The organism is Rhizobium sp. UFLA01-1127 (assembly GCF_059803845.1).
Map to the genome: position 1 here is coordinate 37,467 of NZ_JAUQTZ010000026.1, position 20,585 is coordinate 58,051.

Consider the following 20,585-nt stretch of genomic DNA (forward strand, 5'->3'; position numbering starts at 1 on the left):
CTTTGAGTTCTAAACAACTGTGGCACGGAGGCATTTGCGGTGGCGGAGTTGTTCGGGCGCCGCCACCGCTCACAGGCGCGGCTTACCTGCGCCGCGCCATGATCTCGGTCAGGACCGCATCGAACCGGGCGATCTCCTCGACCTTATTATAATGCACCAGCGACACACGGATGGCACCCGTTTCCATGGAAAGGCCCAGGCGCTTCATCAGGCGCGGGGCAAACATGTGACCATCGCGCAGGCCGATGCGCCGTTTGCCCATCTCATCGGCGAATTCCTGCGGCGTGATGCCTGGCATGTTGAAACAGATCGTGGGTACGCGCTGCTCCAGGCGGTTCTCGTCGGAGATGCCGTAGATAGTAGCTCCGTGGCGCTTGAGAACGGCGATCATCTCGCGTGACAGCATCAGCTCGTATTGGCGGATCGCGCCCATGGCGGCGGCAAGCGCCTGGCGGCGGCTATGGTTGCCATCAGGCAGGAAGCGACGGCCGAGACCTTCCAGATATTTGACCGCGGCATTCATGCCGGCGACATTTTCATAGGTGAAGGTGCCGACTTCGATCTTGTAGGGCGGCACGTCCGGAATGAAGTTTTCCTTGAATGTGGGAAGCTTGACCAGCGCGTCGTAGCGGCCCCAGAGGAAGCCCATATGCGGCGAAAAATTCTTGTAGCCGGAGCAGACGAGATAATCGCAGCCCCAGGCCTGCACGTCGATCAGGCCATGCGGTCCGTAATGAACGCAATCGAGGAAGGTTTCGGCGCCGGCCGCCTGGGCCAGTTTGCAGACGGCTGCGACATCGACGATCGTACCGATGGAGTGGGCCGTGACGGTGCAGGCGACGAGCCGGGTCCTGTCGTTCAGCAGCGGCTTCAGGTCTTCCACATGCAGGGCGCCGTCCTCACGCATGCGCCACCAGACGATCTTGGCGCCGTCGGCTTCCAGCGCCATCCAGGTGGCGATGTTGGCATCGTGATCCATATCGGTGACGACGATTTCGTTGCGCTCGCCGAGCAGCTTGGCAATGCCGAGGCTGACAAGGCGGATGAAGGAGGTGGCGTTCTGGCCGAAGGAGATTTCCTCCGGGCGATAGGCGTTGACCAGCATGGCGACGCTTTCGCGCGCTTCTTCCAGATTGCGGTCGACGCCCTGACTATGCTGGTATTTTGCCATGCGCTGGACATTGAAATCGATGAGGTGGTTGGCAACCGCATCCACCACTGTCTGCGGCACCTGCGCCCCGCCCGCATTGTCGAGAAAGACGAAATCGCCAGCCTTCCGAATGGCCGGAAACATGGCGCGGATCTCATCAATCGGGAAACTGTTGTGGCCGGCGAATTGCGATGCGGAAGGGGAGGAGCTCATGGGGATCTCGCTCTGAACGGGATTGAAATCTCAGTTTTGATCATTTGATCACAAAATACTTTAAGGTTCAACCAAATTCCTCCGTCTGTTTTTTGGAGGAAGCTAGCGGCGACCGGAGCTTGAGCCCTTGCGCGGCTCATCCTGCGTGGCCGGACAGTAATCCTGCAGGATTTCGTGGGTGCGGCTGATGTCGGCGACGATACCGTCGCGGGCGGCGGCGAAGTCCCCCGCCTTCAACGCATTGACGATGGTAACGTGCTCACCGGCGGGATCGAGTTCGCCGTTGCGCATCAAAGGCTCTACCGAGGCGGAGAGCATGCGCATGTACGGGCCGAAGCGTAGCCACAGGGTCTCGATCAACTGCAGCAGCACCTCTGAGCCGGAGGCGCGGTAGACGGTGAAATGAAACTGCTGGTTCTTGGCCATGAGGTCATACACATTGGCGCCGCGACCGATCACATGCTGCTCTCTGGCGATACGCTCGAGCGCCTCAATGTCGCTGACGGTGAGGTTCGGAAAACCGAGTTCGGCAGCCAGACCTTCGACGGCGATGCGGGCGCGGCAAAGATCGTTCAGCCGGGCAAGCGTGACGATCGGGATGCGGGCCGAACCGTTGGCTGCGACCTCCAGCGCATTTTCAGCCGCGAGCCGGCGCAGCGCCTCGCGCACCGGCATGTTGCTGGTTCCGAAGGTTTCGGCCAGCGAGGCGATGGTCAGCGTCTGGCCGGGATCGAAATTGCCGGCCATAAGCGCATTTCTGAGCTGCTGATAGACGCTCTCCTGGATCGTCGTTCTGGAGGACACCGGTTCCAGGGCTATGCGCACGCTCGCTTCCTCTTCGCTTATGGGGACTCGCTCATGGTAGAACGAGGGTATGGTAGAACGAAGGGCGGGCGAAAGGAAAGGGCTCTCGGAGCGCCGGTCAGGCTTCCTCGGCCTCCCAACTGGTCCCATCTGCCGCAGACGTCGTCTGATCAGCTTTCGGCGGGGCCTTTCGTAAGCCAATGCCGACGCCGACGAGGGCAAGCGCACCGCCGATGGCATGATAGGAATGCAGCTGTTCTCCAAGCAGCGCCCAGGCCAGTGCCGCAACGATGATGGGCAGCAGATTGATCAGCAACGAGGTGCGGCTCGCGCCAAGCCTGTGGATGCCGATCATCCAGCAGAACGGCGCGACAAGCGAGGTCGGGATCGCCGCGTAGAGGATCAGGGGCAGATTGGCCGTGGTGACCGGCGAGATATCGCCCATCAGGAAGATCGGGATGAGCAACAGGGTCGAAAAGCCGATCTGCCAGAAAAGCTGCTGCCACATCGGCAGCGGCATCGCCCAGCGCCTCAGCATCACGCCATAGAGTGCGTTTGAGAGAACAGCAATGATCATCAGCCCGTCACCGATATGGAAGCCGCCATTCACAAGGCGCATCGGATCGCCCTGCGATGTCAAATAGACGAGCCCGATCAGCGAGATGGCGCCGCCCATCAGGCTCGCCACGGTGAGCCGTTCGCCCGCCAGCATGCCGGCGAGCACTGTGGAGAGAAGCGGCATCAAGGCGATCATGACGCCCATGTTGACGGCCGAGGTGGTCTTGGCCGCTTCATAGGCGAGGCTCTGATAGATCACCATGCCAAGGGCACCGAGCGCAGCGAGTTTCATCCAGTGCTGCCGGAGCAGCTCGCGATTGCGCCATGCCGCCCGGCCGACAAAGGGCAGGAGCACGACGAAGGCGAGCAGCCAGCGATAGAAGGAGATGGAACCTGGAGAGATTACGCCGGCGGATGCCTTGGTGACCACGGTATTGCCGGACCAGATCAAGACGGTGAGCAGGGGCGCAAGTCCGGCCGCACTGACGATGGATGCGGAAGCGTTCGGCTGGGTGCTCATGTGAATGGTCTCTCGTCGTCTTCTAGCCCAGAACGAAATGAAGGAGGCGGGCATAGGTCGCCATCCGGAAGCTTTTCTACCGTCTGTCCGAATTGTGGTATATAGCGAGATCAAGACAACGGTAGCGAAATGAAGACATGTCCGTCAGGCCTCCGCGCATCGAGGGCGATCCGCCGACCCCGGTTTCTTTCCGAACCGAGAATTATAAGGCGGGCACGGTTTTTCCAAACAAGAGCCAGCCTTGGGGCGAGCTCAATTATGCGCTTATCGGCGTCTGCGAGTTCGACATTCAGGGTGTACGTTATCTGTCGCCGCCACATTATGCCATCTGGCTGCCACCGGATACGATGCATGGCGCCTATAACAAGCATGATCTGCGCTATGTAACCGTCTATGTCGAACGTTCGCTCTGCATCGATCTGCCGAACAGACCCACGACGCTCAGTCTCAGTCCACTATTGAAGGCGATCCCCGCCGATCTCGCGGCTCGCGATGTCACCATACCGGAAACAGCCGAGGATTTACGGCTTGCACAGGTTTTGATCGATCAGATTCGTCTGGCACCGCGCTGCGAGAGCTACCTGCCGCTTTCAGACGATCCGCTGCTCGGCCCTATACTCAATGCGTTGCAGGCCGACCCCGGCGACGGCATTCCCTCGCGGAATGGGCGCGCAGGATGGGGACGACCGAGCGTACCTTGTCGCGCCGGTGCCAGAACGATCTCGGTCTTTCTTTCAACGAGTGGCGGCAGCGACTAAAGCTTGTCGCCGCGCTGTCACTGACTGAGGCAGGCGAGCCTGTGCACCGGATCGCAACGCAATTGGGCTACAGCAATACGTCGGCCTTTATTGCTATGTTCCGCAGGCTGACCGGGACTAGCCCGACGCAGATGCGATAGGTCTTGGAGCATTTCCAGGAAAAGTGGTCTTCCGTCAGGAATAGCGTAAGAACAAAGGGATGGAGCGTTTTCGCGATTCGAGGAAAAGCGGAAATGCTCTATGGCTCGATCAACACGATTTCTAGCTTGCACAATTCTTCCGGATCGGCCATCGCGTCGATGACGGTAATCATGCCATCTGCATTGAGGGTGCAACGAAGGGCGATGCGCAGCTGCCCACCGATGACCACGATGGCACCGACCGCGCCGTTGATAACGGCCAATCGAGCTCCTCGTGCGCGGCCCTGGAAAGTCTTCGCGACGTCTGCGCGCCCGCGGATTTCGCCAGCCGATCCCATGCGGGCGGCAACTGCATCCGGCCGGAAGACGGCTTCGGGATCGAGAACGGCGAGCAGTGCCTGCAGGTCACCGTCACGCGAGGCTGTGAAGAAGGCGTCGACGACGTGGCGCTGGCGGGTGAGATCGGCCTCCGTCGCCGACGGCGTGTCCTGCACGCGGCGGCGGGCGCGGCTTGCGAGCTGGCGAGTCGCCACCGTCGTGCGCCCCAGAATCGGGGCGATGTCATCGAACGATATGTCGAACATATCGTGCAGGACAAAGGCAAGCCGCTCGGCCGGATTGAGCTTTTCCAGGACCACCAGCAAAGCGAGGCCGACGGAGTCCGCCAGCAATGCGTCCTGTTCCGGGTCGGTGCCATTGCCGGCCTCATGCACCACCATAGGTTCGGGAACATGGATGGTCAGCGGCTCCTCGCGGCGGGATTTGCGCGACCGCAGCAGATCGAGGCAGATGCGCGCCGTGACCGTCGTCAACCAGCCGCTCAGATTTTCAACCTCGGACGTATCGCTCCTCATGAGACGCAGCCATGTCTCCTGCACGGCATCTTCGGCCTCGCTGCGCGAGCCGAGCATACGGTAGGCGACAGCGCGCAGGTGCGGCCTGTTCGCCTCGAATTTCTCAGCCTGCCACTTTTTTTCGTCCATCGGTCACATCTCCTCATCCTGCTCCGTCAAACCCATGACGAACGAAATCCGGCCGGTGTGACATCGGATCGGCAGGAAGGTGCATCGTCGTAAGACGAGCCGCAACAGGCTCTCACAATCAGAGGAAAGAAATATGCAAGCTCGTATGAAGAATCCGGTTCTCGTTCTGCCCGAAACGCTGCAGGCGCTTTTGGCCGTCAGCAATTCGATTAGGGATCGCGGTCTGTCGGAAAATATCATGGACCTCGTGCATCTGCGCGTCAGCCAGATCAACGGCTGCAGCGTCTGCACGGACATGGGCTTTCGCAAGCTGCAGAAAGATGGCGAGACCATGGAGCGCATCGTCGGTGTGTCCGCCTGGCAGGAGATGCCCTATTTCTCGGATGCCGAACGCGCGGCGCTTGCACTTGGCGAGGCTGTCACGCGGCTTGCCGACCGGCCGGATGCCGTGACCGACGAAATCTGGAATGAAGCCGCAAGACACTATGACGAAAAGGCGCTGTCCGCGCTCATCGTTGCGATCGCGCTCGACAACGTCTGGAACCGGTTGAACTCGACGGTCCGCCAGCAGGCCGGCGCTTCCTGGAGCTGACCGGTTGCGGAAATGTCCTTCTCCCCCTGGGGAGAAGGAGCTGTTCGGCACTGGCAGGCCCGTTTCGTTGAAGGAGAAGGCGGGCTGCCTCTCACGCTTCCCCGACCCGCGAGGTTACCAGCAATTTCGCCAGCCAATCGACGAAAACGCGGACCTTGTTGCTGAGATGTCTATTGGGCGGATAGACGATGTGCATGGGCAGAGCAGGTCGGGTCCAGCCGTCGAGAATGGGCACGAGGTCGCCCGCGGCAAACGCATCCCTGACCATGAAGCTCGGGACCTGTGCGATGCCGAGCCCCTGCATCGCCGCCTGAACATAGCTGCGGCTGTCGTTCACCGAAAGGATATAGCGTGGGGTGATTTCCAGCGATTCGTTGCCTCGGTCGAAAAGGAAAGGAATCGTCCTGCCGGTTTGCGCGCGGAAATAGCTGACCGCATAGTGGCTGGTCTCCAGCTCTTCCGGCCGTTCCGGGACGCCATGCTTCTCGATATAGAGCGGAGCCGCACAGGTCACGAGGTGTATTTCGCCGACGCGGCGGGCGATCAGCGACTGGTCGCTCGGCATGCCGGCACGCAGCGCGCAATCGACATTTTCGGCCAGATAGTCGACCAGCCGGTCGCCGACGCCGAGATCGATATGGATATCGGGATAGCGCTGATGGAAATCGCACAGTGCCGGCATGACGATCTTCTCGGCGAAGGCGCCGGCCATTTCGACGCGCAGGCGGCCGCTCGGCAGGCTCTGCGAATTGCTGATGCTGCCGTCCAGCTCCTCTATTTCCGAGAGGATCTGGACCGCACGTTCGTAATAGAGCGCGCCATCCGTCGTCACCATGACGCGTCGGGTCGTCCGGTTGAGAAGCTTCGCATGCAGATGCGCTTCCAGCGACTGGATGAGCGTCGTCACCGTCGCCTTCGGCATGGAAAGGGCAGCCGCGGCGCGGGTGAAGTTACCCGTCTCCACCACGCGCGCGAATGCCCGCATTGCTGACAACTGATCCATTCTATGATGTCCCTCGACCGTCAGGAAAGGAGGTCGATTGTTTGTTATCCTGAATAGTCTGATCGAATATAAGATACTTATTCTCGAAGCGGAATAACAATATGTTTTTATCGTGATTGTTGCAATGCGGCATGGGGGCGCCAAAGACCGCATTTTCGAGAATATGATCGTAAAGCGTGATAAACCGCTTCCGGATTGGAACATATTCGCTCGAGCAGACAGGGATTTGGGTCGATGAGTGCGCCGTGGAAAGATGTTGTGCTGGAAAACGTGCCTACGGGGCCGGTCGAAGCTCGGATCTACAACGGCGAGAGTTTGAAGAAGGCGGCACCTCTCGTGCTCTATCTGCACGGCGGCGCTTTTTTCGATACCGATCATGCGACCAACAGACCGGTGGCCGCAAGCCTCGCCGAGGCCGGTGCCATCGTAGTTGCCGCGGATTATACGAGCGGCAATCAGAATGCCTTTCCGAAGGTGCTCGAATGCGCCTACGGGATTCTCGCCTACCTCAGCAACAAGCGGAACATGCTTGCGCTGGGCGGAGCGAAAAAATCGCTGCTGTTTGTCGCCGGAGAGGAATCGGGTGGCAATGTTGCAGCGGGCGTCGCTTTAAAGGCGCGCGATCAGATGCCCGGTTCGTTGGACGGACAGGTGCTGATATCGCCTTTGCTTGATCCTTTCATGGGATCGAAATCTTTCCTCCAGGCGGAGGAAAGCGGCATGCGCGAGCGCTGGACGGAGGGTTGGAACCGTTACCTGGGTTTCCTGGGCGGTGTCTGTCACCCTTATGCAGCGCCTCGATACTGTTCGCGGCTTTCGGGCCTCGCGCCGGCATTGGTGCTCACGGCCGAGGACGACCCGCTCCGCGACGAGAGCATGGAATACGGCAGTCGGCTGAAAGCGGCCGGCGTCCGTGTTCGCCAGCAAGTCCTCCCCGCCGGGACAGGCTGGCCCACTCTCTACGGCGGGCAGTCGAAGGACAGGCCTTCATGGCAGCAGGACATTTGCTGTTGTTTCAAGGGCTTTGTCGAAGACGTGCAGGCTTGATCGACAAGAGCATTCAGTCCGCTGGGGATGGCCGTGGATCGGATTGATGTCGAAGGCATGAGACCGGAGCGATAATTGCGCGGATGCGCAGTGCTTCTGGCCCCTAATTTATTGAGACGATAGGAATTTTCGGTCCCGTATCCCAAGACGGAGCCAAAGGAGACCAACATGAAGTCCAACGGTAAGAGCTGGGTCCTGTGGGGCGCCGGCATGGGTGTTGCTGCGGCAGTTGCAGGCGCAGCCTTCTATCTGGAGCTGCCGCGCGGCGCTCAGGCAACCGAAACGGCCGGTCAGGCGGCACCGCCAGCCATTCCCGTCACCGTTTCCGCTGTCGAGCCGCGCGACGTCACATCCTGGCAGGAATTTTCCGGCAGGCTCGAGGCTATCGACCGCGTTGAGGTCCGGCCGCGTGTTGCGGGAGCGATTCAATCGGTGCATTTCCGCGAAGGGGCCTTGGTCAAGCAGGGCGACCTGCTGGTGACGATCGATCCCGCACCCTATGAGGCGGCCGTCGCTCAGGCCCAGGCGCAGGTTGGTGCAGCAAAGGCCAAACTCGATCTCGCCAAGGTCGAAGTCGACCGCGGCCAGAAGCTCTCCGACAACAAGACCATTTCACAGAGCGACATGGATACACGCGCCAGCAACTATGCCGAGGCGGTCGCCAACCTGAAGGCTGCGGATGCGGCCCTGCAGACGGCGCAGCTGAACCTCGACTATACGCAGGTCCGCGCGCCCATCGCCGGTCGTGTCGGCAAGATCGCCGTCACCGTCGGCAATCTCGTGGCAGCCGGCTCCTCGTCTCCGGCGCTGACGACGCTCGTTTCGGTCGATCCGATCTATGCGAGCTTCAGCGCCAACGAGCAGACAGTGACCCACGCGCTGGCCGAACTGCCCGCCACCGGCGGCGCCGTTCCGCCGGTCGAGCAGATCCCTGTTCAGATCGGCACGGCAAGCGACAACGGCACGCCGATCAAGGGCAAGCTGCAGCTGATCGACAATGAAGTCGATGCTGCAAGCGGTACCGTCAGCGTTCGCGCCGTCTTCGACAATCCCGGCGGACGTCTCATCCCTGGTCAGTTCGTGCGGGTTCGCATGGGCCAGCCGAAGGCAGAGACCAAGCTGCTGATCAGCGAGCGCGCAATCGGCACCGACCAGGACAAGAAGTTCGTCTTCGTGGTCGGCGCAGACAACAAGGTCGAATATCGCCCGATCAATCTCGGTGATACGTCGGATGGGCTGCGCGTCGTCACGTCGGGTCTGAATGCCGGTGACCGGATCATCGTCAACGGTCTGCAGCGGGTTCGCCCAGGCGCCGTCGTCGATCCCAAGCCGGAAGAGAAGGTCGCTGCCAAGTAATTATCCGGCCGGAAGCTGAAGCTTCCGGCCGTTCATTCCAATGCTTCAATTTTGCAATGCCCGTGGCGCCTCTTGGGCCGCGGGCCTGGACCTCGTGTCCCTTGATTCACTCGTGGAGAGGGTTCTGCCATGAACATCTCAAGATTTTTCGTCGACCGTCCGGTGTTTGCCGGCGTGCTTTCGATCCTCATCGTGGTCGCCGGCCTGATCGGTCTGAAGCTGCTGCCGATTTCCGAATATCCGGAAGTCGTACCGCCGTCGATCGTCGTCACCGCTCAGTATCCGGGCGCAAACCCGAAGGTCATTGCCGAAACGGTGGCAACGCCGATCGAAGAGCAGATCAATGGTGTCGAAGGCATGCTCTACATGAGCAGCCAGGCGACGTCGGACGGTCTGCTGACGCTGACCGTCACCTTCAAGCTCGGCACCGATCCGGACAAGGCCCAGCAGCTCGTGCAGAACCGCGTCTCGCAGGCAGAGCCTCGCTTGCCGCAGAACGTGCGCGATCTCGGCATTACGACGGTCAAGAGCTCGCCCGACCTGATGATGGTGGTCAACCTCATCTCGCCGGACAATCGCTACGACATCACCTATCTGCGCAACTATGCCACCCTGAACATCAAGGACCGGCTCGCCCGCATCGACGGTGTCGGCCAGGTCCGCGTGTTCGGCTCGGGCGACTATTCGATGCGCGTCTGGGTCGATCCGCAGAAGGCGGCCGAACGCGGTCTGGCGGCAAGCGATATCGCCAACGCTATTCGCGCGCAGAACATCCAGGCTGCTGCCGGCATCATCGGCCAGTCGCCGAGCGTCCCCGGCATCGACGTGCAGCTCAACGTCAACGCCCAGGGCCGTCTGACGACGCCGGAGGAATTCGGCAACATCATCGTCAAGAGCGGCACCAACGGCGAGATTACGCGCCTGCGCGATGTCGCGCGCATCGAACTCGGCGCCGCCGATTATTCGCTGCGTTCGCTGCTCGACGGCAAGCCTGCGGTCGCAATCCCGGTCTTCCAGTCGCCGGGTTCCAACGCGATCACCATCTCGGACAACGTCGTCAAGACGATGAACGAGCTGCAGACCGCAATGCCTGACGGCGTGAAGTACGAGATCGTCTACGACACCACGCAGTTCGTACGCGCGTCGATCGACAAGGTCGTGCACACGCTGCTCGAAGCGATCGTGCTCGTCGTCATCGTCGTCATTCTGTTCCTGCAGACATGGCGCGCCTCGATCATTCCGCTGATCGCCGTTCCCGTCTCGATCATCGGTACTTTCGCGGTGATGTATATCTGCGGGTTCTCGATCAATGCGCTCAGCCTGTTCGGCCTGGTGCTGGCGATCGGTATCGTGGTGGACGACGCGATCGTCGTCGTCGAAAACGTCGAACGCAACATCGAGAACGGATTGAGCCCACGCGACGCGACCTATCGCGCCATGAAGGAAGTGTCCGGCCCGATCATCGCGATCGCGCTGGTGCTGGTTGCCGTCTTCGTGCCGCTGGCGTTCATTTCCGGCCTGTCGGGCCAGTTCTATCGCCAGTTCGCACTGACGATCGCGATCTCCACAGTCATCTCGGCCTTCAATTCGCTGACTTTGTCTCCGGCACTGGCGTCAATGCTGCTGAAGGGTCACGATGCGCCGAAGGATATGCTGACGCGCGTGATGGATTTTGCGTTCGGCTGGTTCTTCCGCGGCTTCAACAAGGTCTTCCATCGCGGCTCGTCTGCCTATGGCAAGGGCGTCGGCGGCATCCTGTCGGTGAAGAGCCTGGTCATGGTCGTCTATCTCGCCTTGATCGGCGCGACCTACTATCTGTTCCAGGCTGTCCCCGGCGGCTTCGTTCCGCAGCAGGACAAGCAGTATCTGATCGGCTTTGCCCAGCTGCCCGACGGCGCAACCCTCGACCGCACGGATGACGTCATCCAGCGGATGAGCAAAATCGCCCTGGAACAGCCGGGTGTCGAACATGCGATCGCCTTCCCGGGCCTGTCGATCAACGGCTTCACCAACTCTTCCAACGCCGGCATCGTCTTCGTGACGCTGAAGGCATTCGAGGAGCGCACGACGCCCAATCTGTCGGGCGGGGCCATCGCCATGCAGCTGAACAAGAAGTTCGGCGCGATACAGGATGCCTTCATCGCCATGTTCCCGCCGCCGCCTGTCCAGGGTCTCGGCACGACCGGCGGCTTCAAGCTGCAGATCGAGGACCGCGCTGGCCTCGGCTATCAGGCGCTCGACGAGGCCAACAAGGCGTTCCTCGCCAAGGCCTATCAGACGCCGGCGCTTACGGGCATCTTCTCGAGCTACCAGATCAACGTGCCGCAGCTCTTTGCCGATCTCGATCGCGCCAAGGCCGAACAGCTCGGCGTCTCGGTGACGGATGTCTTCGATACGCTGCAGATCTATCTGGGCTCGCTCTATGTCAACGACTTCAACGCATTCGGCCGCACCTACAGCGTGCGTGTGCAGGCGGACGCCCAGTTCCGTTCGCATGCAAGCGATATCGGTCAGTTGAAGGTTCGATCGGCGTCGGGCCAGATGATCCCGCTGTCGGCGCTCTTGAAGGTCGAGGCCAGCACAGGGCCGGAACGGACGACGCGCTACAACGGCTTCCTCGCCGCCGATATCAACGGCGGGCCGGCACAGGGCTACTCGTCCGGCCAGGCGCAAGCCGCTGTCGAGAAGATCGCCAACGAGACGCTGCCTCCGGGCATCGGCTTCGAATGGACGGATCTGACCTACCAGCAGATTCTGGCCGGCAGCTCGGGCATCATCATCTTCCCGCTCGCCCTGCTGCTCGTCTATCTCGTGCTGGCTGCCCAGTATGAAAGCGTCAGCCTGCCGCTTGCGATCGTTATGATCGTGCCGATGGGCGTGCTTGCTGCCCTGACGGGCGTCTGGCTGACGGGGGGCGACAACAACATCTTCACGCAGATCGGCCTGATGGTGTTGGTGGGCTTGTCGGCGAAGAACGCGATCCTGATCGTGGAATTCGCCCGCGAGCTGGAGTTCGACGGCCGCAAGCCGGTTCAGGCCGCGATCGAGGCCAGCCGCCTGCGCCTGCGCCCGATCCTGATGACTTCCATGGCTTTCATCATGGGTGTCGTGCCGCTCGTCACCTCGACCGGTGCCGGCGCGGAGATGCGCGCAGCCATGGGTGTCGCGGTGTTTGCCGGCATGATCGGCGTCACCTTCTTCGGCATCTTCATGACGCCGGTCTTCTATGTGCTGATCCGCAGCGTTACCGGCAACCGTCCGCTGAAGCAGCACCCGCACAACGACAACGAACATTCGGCGGAGGTACTCCCGATCGCCGCCGAATAGGGGCCGTGCCGAGCGGTACTCCAGTGCTCGACGCGCCAAGGGCGGGACCGAAAGGTCCCGCCCTTTATGTCTTGCAATCCGTATTTTTGTTTATACTAATTTAATGCTGGGGCGGGATGCTGAAAGTGTGAGCGGCTTTGGGCAGCATTCGGCTCCAATGCGCTTTTCGAAGAATTTGCCGTGTGGTCGCCGATTTCCTTTGCATGCTGGCACCATAGGTTTATCAAGCTTTTGGAAGAAGTTGATTGACGTACGTCGGGCGTGAGGAGCCGCCCGCAGATCGGGTGGGTTTCTGAGGCCGATAGGTCATTGCCGGATGTTTACGCATGATCGGTCGCCACACTGTTTCAGGAGCCACCGCGGTCCAATTCGGAGGATAGTTTATGGGCGGCAGGAAGATCGCCTTTCTCGGTACAGGTCTGATGGGTGCGCCAATGGCGCGGCGGCTGCTGGCTGCCGGTTTTGCCGTGACCGTCTGGAATCGCGACCGGACCAAGGCCGAACCTCTGGCTGCTGATGGCGCCGTCGTTGCGGATACGTCCGTGGAGGCGGCACGAGGCGCATCGGTGCTTTTCACCATGCTGACCAATGGCGGTGCGGTCGGCGAGGTCCTGTTCGGCAGCGGTGTTGCGGAAGCGCTCGAGGTCGGCTCGACCGTAATCGACAACAGTTCGATATCGCCGGCCGTTGCCCGCGAACACGCCTTCAAACTCGCCGAGCGTGGCATTCGCCATATCGATGCACCGGTCTCCGGCGGCGTGGTGGGGGCAGAGGCGGGAACGCTTGCGATCATGGCCGGCGGCGATGCATATGTCATAGACAGTGTCCGCGATGTCATGGCGCCACTCGGACGCGTGACGCGCGTCGGCCCCAGCGGTACGGGCCAGCTCGCGAAGCTCGGCAATCAGCAGATCGTTGCGGTAACCATCGGCGCCGTTGCGGAGGCGATGCTGCTGGTCGAAGCCGGCGGCGGATCGCGTGAGGCGTTTCGAGCCGCCATACGCGGCGGCTTCGCCGAAAGCCGGATCCTGGAGCTGCATGGTCAGCGTATGATCGAACGCAATTTCGAGCCGGGTGGGACCGCCAGCAACCAGTTGAAGGATCTCGATACGGTTCTTGCCGCAGCTGAGAGCTTCTCTCTGCGGCTCCCGTTGACCGAAGCTGTGAGAACCGAATTTGCCGAATTCGTGGAAAATGGCGGCGGCGGGCAGGATCACAGCGGCTTGCTGCAGCATCTGGAAGACAAGAATGCCCGAGGAAAGGCTTGAAGAAAAGATGAGCGATAAGGGTGCATCCAAGCGTCGCCTGCGTTCGCAGGACTGGTTTGACAATCCCGATCATATCGACATGACGGCGCTCTATCTCGAGCGCTTCATGAATTACGGTATCACGCCGGAGGAGTTGCGGTCGGGCAAGCCGATCATCGGTATTGCCCAGAGCGGCAGCGATCTCACGCCGTGCAACCGTCATCATCTCGATCTTGCCAAGCGCGTGCGCGATGGCATTCGCGATGCCGGCGGCATTCCGATCGAATTTCCGACCCATCCGATCTTCGAAAACTGCAAGCGTCCGACGGCGGCACTCGACCGCAATCTCGCCTATCTCGGTCTGGTGGAAGTGCTTTATGGCTACCCGCTCGATGGCGTCGTGCTGACGACCGGCTGCGACAAGACCACGCCGTCGGCGCTTATGGCGGCCTCCACGGTCAATATTCCGGCGATCGTTCTCTCCGGCGGCCCGATGCTCGACGGCTGGCACGAGGGCGAGCTCGCCGGCTCCGGCACGGTGATCTGGCGTTCGCGCCGCAAGCTGGCGGCGGGCGAGATCGGCGAGGAGGAATTCATGGAGGCGGCGCTTGCCTCGGCGCCTTCGATCGGCCATTGCAATACTATGGGGACCGCTTCGACCATGAATGCCATGGCAGAAGCGCTCGGCATGTCTCTGACCGGCTGCGCCGCCATCCCCGGCGCCTATCGTGAGCGCGGCCAGATGGCCTATCGCACCGGACGGCGCGCGGTCGAGCTGGTACTGGAGGATATCAAGCCTTCGGACGTGCTGACGCGCGAGGCGTTCCTCAATGCCATCCGGGTCAATTCCGCGATCGGCGGCTCGACCAATGCGCAGCCGCATCTCGCCGCCATGGCCAAGCACGCCGGCGCCGAGCTTTATCCCGACGACTGGCAGGCGCATGGCTTCGACATTCCGCTGCTTGCCAACGTGCAGCCGGCGGGTGCCTATCTCGGCGAACGCTTCCATCGCGCCGGCGGTGTTCCGGCTGTGATGTGGGAGCTGCTGCGGGCCGGCAAGCTGAACGGAAGTTGTCCGACAGTGACCGGCAGGACAATGGCGGAGAACCTGAAGGGCCGGGAGGCGACCGATCGCGAGGTGATCCGCCCCTTCGCCGAACCGCTGAAGGAGCGTGCCGGCTTCCTGGTTCTCAAGGGCAATCTGTTCGATTTCGCCATCATGAAGATGAGCGTCGTGTCGGAGGAATTTCGCAGCCGCTATCTGAGCGAGCCGGGTAACGAAGGCGTATTCGAGGGCAGGGCCGTCGTCTTCGACGGGTCGGAGGATTATCACAAGCGCATCAACGATCCCGATCTCGGCATCGACGAGAGGACCATCCTCGTGATCCGCGGCGCAGGGCCGATCGGCTGGCCGGGGTCGGCCGAAGTCGTCAACATGCAGCCGCCGGACGCGCTTTTGAAGCAAGGAATCCGCAGCCTGCCGACGATCGGCGATGGCCGTCAGTCCGGAACGGCCGACAGTCCTTCGATCCTCAACGCCTCGCCGGAAAGTGCTGCAGGCGGCGGGCTTGCCTGGCTCAGGAACGGTGACATCATCCGGATCGATTTCAATCAGGGGCGCTGCGACATGCTGGTGGCCGAGGAGGAGATCGCGCGCCGCAAGGGCGACGGGGTTCCGGCCGTCCCGCCGGATGCGACGCCCTGGCAGCGCATCTATCGTCGTTCCGTCACTCAGCTTTCCGATGGTGCCGTGCTCGACGGTGCAGCCGATTTCCGCGATATCGCTGCCAATCCGCCGCGGCACAATCACTAGGGCCGGATGATTTCAGGCCGATTCGGCCTGAAATCGGAATCCGTCTCCAAATCAAGAAGTTAGCGGGATTTCGCCCGGAATCCCCTGACATTTTCGGCATCCCGCCTTCAGCTGGCATCGGCGGGGATGGGTTTCGGTAGGGATCGGAGCGCTGCTGTCAATTTGGGTAGCTTGCGCGGTCATTAAAGTTCGCGAAAGGGAGTAGTGCAACTATACTTGACTACGGTTGGCTAGTCTCTCCAGTTTCCGAAGGGGGTGGAGCTCTTTGGCAGAGGCGACATCAGGGCGAAGCGAAGAAGAGTTCCAGGACCTTTTGAGGAGGCTGGAGCTGGCGCTGGAGGCATCTCAAATCGGCGTCTGGCAGCATAATGTCAACGACCAGGAATTGCTCTGGGATCCGCAGATGCACAGGCTCTACGGGACCGGCAGGCGAAGTGCCAGAGTAGCGTCCGACGTGTGGATGAATGCTTTGCACCCCGAGGATCTGGACCGGGCGATCAGCGACTTTCAGATCGCGCTTGAGGGAAAGGGGTTCTACAACTCGCAGTTCCGCATCATCCTGCCGAGCGGAGAAGTGCGCCATCTGCGTTCACGGGCGCATTATTATGAAGATGCCGATGGTTCGCCTTCCTTCATTGGTGCCGAATGGGATGTTACAGCCGATGTGTTGCTCAACCGGGAGCTGGCGAGCCAGAAGGCTATCGCGGAAGCGCGCGCTATTGCTCTGGAGCAGAGCCGGACGCGCATCGAACATGCCGCCGACCATGACTATCTGACCGGGCTTCCCAACCGCCGCTATTTCGACAGGCGGCTGGCTGAATTGCGCAGGGATACGTCGGTCGAAACCGTGGGTGTCGTCCATATAGATCTCGACGGCTTCAAGGAAATTAACGACAAATGGGGGCATGCAGCCGGTGACGCCACCCTGCAGAGCGCAGCCGCCCGCATTTCGGGTGCAATCACCGCCAACGACGTTGTCGCGCGTATCGGTGGTGACGAGTTCGTTGCTGCCCTGGTCAATGTCGGCAATGCAGAGAAATTGGAAGCCATTGCGAATGATATCTTCTCGCGCTTGCGGCGCGAGGTGCGCTTCGGCAATGAAATGCTGAGGATCGGTGCTTCGATAGGCGTGGCCTTGAGCCAGACGGGCAGCGCGGGCAATCTGCTGGCGGAATCCGATGTGGCGCTCTTTCAGGCCAAGAAGCTCGGACGCAATCGTGTGGAATTCTTCACGCCGAAGCTGCAAGCCGATCTGCAGGCGGAGCGCCGCCTGGCTGACGAATTGCGGCTGGCGCCGATGCTGCGTCAGATCGAGCCGTTCTACCAAATCCAGGTGGATGCGCATACCCGCTGCATCGTCGGGCTGGAAGCGCTGGCGCGCTGGCGGCATCCGGAAAGAGGGTTGCTGAACCCTGCAGCCTTTCTCAAGGTGGCCGACGAGTATGGGCTTACCGCCGAGATCGACGCGGCGGTGCTGAAATGCGCGCTGGCGGACCGCGCCGCCTGGATGTCGCAGGGCCTTTCGCCGCCGCGCATCGCCGTGAATATCTCCGGTCGCCGGCTTGCCGATCCCGATCTGATCGAAGGACTGCAGGCACTCAGGATACCCCGCCAGGCCATCGCTTTCGAGCTGGTGGAAACCATCTTCCTTGATGATCCCGATGCCAGGGTGCTCGCCAATATCGCCGGTATCAAAGAGATGGGAATCGATATCGAGATCGACGATTTCGGTTCGGGCCATGCCTCGCTTCTCGGCCTGGTCCGGCTGAAGCCGAAGCGGCTGAAGATCGATCGGCAGCTTGTAACGGCTGTAACCATGTCCGACGAGCAACGTCGCCTCGTCGGCTCCATCGTCGAAATCGCACGGGCGCTGAACGTGGAGGTCGTTGCCGAAGGGGTGGAAACCGAGGATCATGCGCGCGTCCTGGCCGAGGTCGGCTGTGACGAGCTTCAGGGCTATGCCATCGGCTATCCTTCTTCCGAAAGCGAGATTGCCGCTTTGCTGAAATCGGTGCGGGCAACGAGGCGGCGCCGATCTCCTCGAGCTCCTGCCGGCGCAGGCGCAGGTGCTACCGGATCTGCAAGGCGGCGATCAGAGCGTAACTGATGGCGCCGAGTGCCAGCAGCGACATCGTCGCGGCCACGATCACCCTGCCGCCGGCATGGGCGACGGAGCGGATGTTCACCGACAGGCCGAGGGCTGCCATGGCGATGACGGTCAGGACGCCCGAAACCGCTTCCATCGGTGCGACCAGCGCATCCGGAATAAGCCCGAACGAACGAAGCCCCACCAGCCCGAGAAAGCCGCAGATGAACCACGGAACCAGGGAGTAGTGCTGGCCGCTGCGTCCGTCCGTTCCCGCAGCTTCGGCCTTGGTGATGATGCCGAGCAGGAAGATGACCGGGCCAAGCATCAGGACGCGGATGAGCTTGACGAGTGTGCCGGTCTGGACGGCGAGCAGGCCGACCGGGGCGGTCGCAGCCAACACCTGCGGCACGGCATAGACGGTAAGACCGGCCAGGGTGCCGTATTGCGATACGCTCATGCCGAGGTGGAAATAGAGGAGCGGCAATAGGAACACGGCCGCGATGCCGAGGACGGCGGTGAAAGCGAGGGCGGCAGCGATCTCCTGCGAATCTGCCTCGATCACGGGGGCAACGGCAACGATGGCCGAATTGCCGCATATCGAATTGCCGCAGGCGATCAGCGTTGCCAGCTTCGGCGGCAGGCCAAGCGCCCGGCCGATAATGTAGGTGGCGGCGATCGACAGCACCACGACGATGGCGATGCCCGCGATCAGCCAGACGCCGGCGCCGCGGATGGCTGAAAGGCTGATGGAAGCGCCGAGAAGGACGATGGCGATTTCCAGGAGGAGCTTGGCGCTGAAATCGATACCCGGCCTCATGGCCGGTTTCAGAGGTTTGATCGTGCAGACAGCGATGCCGAGCGCAATGGCAAGCACCAGGCTTTCGATCCATCGGCCGCCGAGAAGGCCGATTTCAGCATGCTCGCCGACATAGGCAAAAAAGGCTACGGCCGAGGTGAGCGCGAGGCCGGGGAAGATCGCATTCGCGCGTTGAGCAATGGACATGGTGTGCCGTCATTCGTTTGTTTGCGCTTTGGTGACGGCTGGAAAGTCTCATCTGCCGATGTCGACATCCATCGAATATTATCCTATGTTTCGTTCGATAAATTAGAATGATTTCCCATGACTTTCGAACAACTCGCAATTTTCGTCGCCGTCGCCGAACGAGAACATCTGACCAATGCCGCAGAAGCGATCAACCTGACGCCTTCCGCCGTCAGTTCCGCAATCAAGAATCTTGAGGCCTATTACGGTGTGGAGCTGTTTCACCGCGTCGGTCGACGGATCGAGCTGACGGAGACGGGACGATCCTTCCTGGGGGAGGCCAGGGCGACGCTCGCACGCGTACGTTCGGCGGAACTCATGCTATCCGAACTGGGCGGACTGCAGCGCGGCCGGCTCAGCCTCTGCGCAAGCCAGACCATCGCCAGCTATTGGCTGCCGCCCTTGCTGATGCGGTTCCATCGCGACTATCCCGGCATCGAGCTGGATCTCACCATCGGCAACACGCGCACCGTCACCGAGGCGGTTATCGACGGCGCCGCCGAACTGGGTTTCATCGAGGGCGAAGTGGATGCGCCGACGCTGTCGATGAAGATCGTCGCGCAGGACGCGCTTGTCATCGTCGTCCCGCCGCACCATCCCTGGGCGGATGGCCGGCAACTGACGGCCGCCGACCTAGCTGACGGCACTTCCTGGGTGATGCGCGAGGAAGGTTCGGGCACCCGTTCGGAATTCGAGAATGCGGTCGCCAAACTCGGCGCTTCGCCGCGCGATCTCGATGTGGCTCTTGTCCTGCCGTCGAATGAAGCCGTGCTGTCGGCGGTTTGCGTGGGTCGCAGTGCGGCGGCTATTTCGAGCGCGGCGGCGAAGGCTTATCTCGGGCAGGGATTGCTGGTTCAGGCGATATTCGATCTGCCCGCCCGCAGCTTCCGGCTATTGCGCCACAAGGAGCGGCATGCCAGCAAGGCGGCCCAGACGCTGGAAGCCATGTGCGAGAATTATCGCAAGTCCATCGCATTCGATGCGGATGAGTGCGGCCAAGAACCTGAGGTTGTGAGCGGCTAGTTTCGATATTGCCTTTTTGTCAGCTCAATTCCGGAAAAGCGCTTTCCGCCCGGAATTGCATAAAAGCGAAGAGATGGAACGATTATCCGTAAATGTCTCGGAGCTTTCTCGATAGGGCTCGGACGGATCTGCTGCCGGCTATTGTCGTTCCGCCCGTTGCCGGTTGGCGATGACGAGTTCGATCTCGTTGCGCTCGAGCATGGCGCGGATGTCCGATGGCGGCGCGTCGTCGGTGACCAGCAGGTCGAAGGCGGCCGGCTCGCTCAGCACGATCGGCGCGCTGCGGCCGAACTTGGCGCTGTCGGCGACGACGATGCGGTTTTCGGCGCGGCTTGCCGCTTCGCGTGAGTATTCCGCTTCTTCCAGGTCATGCAGCATGAAGCCCGAGGCGGCATTGATGGCGCCGACCGAAAGGATGGCGTGGCGCACATTGAAACGGCGCAGGAAGTTTGCCGCTTCCATGCCGAACGTGCCGCCATCGTGACCGCGCAGCTCGCCGCCGGCAAAGAAGACGCGATTGCCGTTGCGGGTGGCAAGCGCATGGGCGACCGCGACGGCATTGGTGACGACGAAGAGGTTCTGATGCTTCTGCAGCGCGACGGCAATGAAGGCGGTGGTCGAACCGACATCGAGAAATAGCGTATCGCCATCCTCGATCATATCGGCGACCGCTGCGGCGATCATGCGCTTGGCTTCGGCGTTCTCGTTCATGCGCAGGTGCAGCGGCGGCTCGTTCATCGAGTCCTTGATGTGGACGCCGCCATGTACTTTGGTGACGAGCCCGTTGGCTTCGAGGCTGCGGATGTTGCGGCGGATGGTTTCTTCGGAAACGCCGAGCCGTTCGGCCAGGAACTGGATGCGGCTCGCGCCGCCGGCAAGGCGCAGCTCCTCCAGAATCTCGCGTTCGCGATGATTGGAAT

Annotated in this window: 17 protein-coding genes; 10 read left to right on the forward strand and 7 right to left on the reverse strand. The window is 61.4% G+C overall.

What is annotated here, in order from left to right; genetic code table 11:
• Positions 1–82: 82 nt before the first annotated feature.
• The 3 genes from Q4Q11_RS09090 to Q4Q11_RS09100 form a co-directional block, all read right to left on the reverse strand.
• Positions 83–1,363, reverse strand: coding sequence for a cysteine desulfurase-like protein (locus tag Q4Q11_RS09090; RefSeq protein ID WP_112503823.1), 1,281 nt, complete (start codon positions 1,361–1,363; stop codon positions 83–85).
• Between the two features lie 102 nt (positions 1,364–1,465).
• A complete protein-coding gene (locus Q4Q11_RS09095) occupies positions 1,466–2,188 on the reverse strand; it encodes a GntR family transcriptional regulator (RefSeq protein WP_112503440.1) in 723 nt (240 codons plus the stop codon).
• 97 nt (positions 2,189–2,285) lie between these two features.
• Complete coding sequence (locus tag Q4Q11_RS09100) at positions 2,286–3,245, reverse strand: DMT family transporter (protein WP_113213501.1); 960 nt, start codon at positions 3,243–3,245, stop codon at positions 2,286–2,288.
• Between the two features lie 137 nt (positions 3,246–3,382).
• On the opposite strand from Q4Q11_RS09100, the gene Q4Q11_RS09105 reads away from it, so the two are divergent.
• Both Q4Q11_RS09105 and Q4Q11_RS09110 read left to right on the forward strand, forming a co-directional pair.
• On the forward strand, positions 3,383–4,003 hold the full coding sequence (locus Q4Q11_RS09105) for an AraC family ligand binding domain-containing protein (protein ID WP_498569291.1): 621 nt from the start codon (positions 3,383–3,385) through the stop codon (positions 4,001–4,003).
• Complete coding sequence (locus tag Q4Q11_RS09110) at positions 3,922–4,143, forward strand: helix-turn-helix domain-containing protein (protein ID WP_498569292.1); 222 nt, start codon at positions 3,922–3,924, stop codon at positions 4,141–4,143. The genes Q4Q11_RS09105 and Q4Q11_RS09110 overlap by 82 nt, the downstream gene beginning before the upstream one ends.
• A 98-nt stretch (positions 4,144–4,241) precedes the next feature.
• Here the strand turns inward: Q4Q11_RS09110 and Q4Q11_RS09115 are convergent, their stop codons facing one another.
• A complete protein-coding gene (locus Q4Q11_RS09115) occupies positions 4,242–5,126 on the reverse strand; it encodes a sigma-70 family RNA polymerase sigma factor (RefSeq protein WP_113222814.1) in 885 nt (294 codons plus the stop codon).
• 133 nt (positions 5,127–5,259) lie between these two features.
• Here Q4Q11_RS09115 and Q4Q11_RS09120 point away from each other — a divergent pair, with 133 nt between their 5' ends.
• Positions 5,260–5,718 carry a carboxymuconolactone decarboxylase family protein gene (locus Q4Q11_RS09120; RefSeq protein ID WP_498569293.1) on the forward strand — a complete coding sequence of 153 codons (459 nt, stop codon included), beginning with the start codon at positions 5,260–5,262 and terminating at the stop codon, positions 5,716–5,718.
• A gap of 91 nt (positions 5,719–5,809) precedes the next feature.
• Here Q4Q11_RS09120 and Q4Q11_RS09125 read toward each other — a convergent pair whose 3' ends face one another.
• Entirely contained in the window at positions 5,810–6,721 is a 912-nt protein-coding gene (locus tag Q4Q11_RS09125; RefSeq protein ID WP_112503453.1) for a LysR family transcriptional regulator, read from the reverse strand.
• A gap of 234 nt (positions 6,722–6,955) precedes the next feature.
• Between Q4Q11_RS09125 and Q4Q11_RS09130 the strand changes: the two genes are divergently transcribed.
• From Q4Q11_RS09130 to Q4Q11_RS09155, 6 genes are all read left to right on the forward strand, one after another.
• The gene (locus Q4Q11_RS09130; RefSeq protein ID WP_112503456.1) at positions 6,956–7,768 is read left to right on the forward strand and encodes an alpha/beta hydrolase; all 813 of its coding nucleotides are present in this window, start codon (positions 6,956–6,958) and stop codon (positions 7,766–7,768) included.
• Positions 7,769–7,936: 168 nt separating this feature from the next.
• A complete protein-coding gene (locus Q4Q11_RS09135) occupies positions 7,937–9,124 on the forward strand; it encodes an efflux RND transporter periplasmic adaptor subunit (protein ID WP_113213498.1) in 1,188 nt (395 codons plus the stop codon).
• A 129-nt stretch (positions 9,125–9,253) separates the two neighbouring features.
• On the forward strand, positions 9,254–12,451 hold the full coding sequence (locus Q4Q11_RS09140) for an efflux RND transporter permease subunit (RefSeq protein WP_113213497.1): 3,198 nt from the start codon (positions 9,254–9,256) through the stop codon (positions 12,449–12,451).
• Positions 12,452–12,834: 383 nt separating this feature from the next.
• On the forward strand, positions 12,835–13,719 hold the full coding sequence (locus tag Q4Q11_RS09145) for an NAD(P)-dependent oxidoreductase (protein WP_498569294.1): 885 nt from the start codon (positions 12,835–12,837) through the stop codon (positions 13,717–13,719).
• Between the two features lie 7 nt (positions 13,720–13,726).
• Positions 13,727–15,511 (forward strand): IlvD/Edd family dehydratase, encoded by a 1,785-nt coding sequence (locus Q4Q11_RS09150; RefSeq protein ID WP_113213645.1) that lies wholly within the window; start codon positions 13,727–13,729, stop codon positions 15,509–15,511.
• 265 nt (positions 15,512–15,776) lie between these two features.
• Positions 15,777–17,618 (forward strand): GGDEF domain-containing phosphodiesterase, encoded by a 1,842-nt coding sequence (locus tag Q4Q11_RS09155; RefSeq protein WP_112503467.1) that lies wholly within the window; start codon positions 15,777–15,779, stop codon positions 17,616–17,618.
• On the opposite strand, the gene Q4Q11_RS09160 is transcribed toward Q4Q11_RS09155, so the two are convergent.
• The gene (locus Q4Q11_RS09160) at positions 17,581–18,603 is read right to left on the reverse strand and encodes a YeiH family protein (protein ID WP_498569295.1); all 1,023 of its coding nucleotides are present in this window, start codon (positions 18,601–18,603) and stop codon (positions 17,581–17,583) included. The genes Q4Q11_RS09155 and Q4Q11_RS09160 overlap by 38 nt on opposite strands.
• Before the next feature lie 117 nt (positions 18,604–18,720).
• Between Q4Q11_RS09160 and Q4Q11_RS09165 the strand changes: the two genes are divergently transcribed.
• Positions 18,721–19,665 (forward strand): LysR substrate-binding domain-containing protein, encoded by a 945-nt coding sequence (locus Q4Q11_RS09165; RefSeq protein ID WP_498569296.1) that lies wholly within the window; start codon positions 18,721–18,723, stop codon positions 19,663–19,665.
• Positions 19,666–19,803: 138 nt separating this feature from the next.
• Here the strand turns inward: Q4Q11_RS09165 and Q4Q11_RS09170 are convergent.
• On the reverse strand, positions 19,804–20,585 hold a 782-nt coding region (locus tag Q4Q11_RS09170; protein ID WP_498569297.1), incomplete at its 5' end, for a DeoR/GlpR family DNA-binding transcription regulator.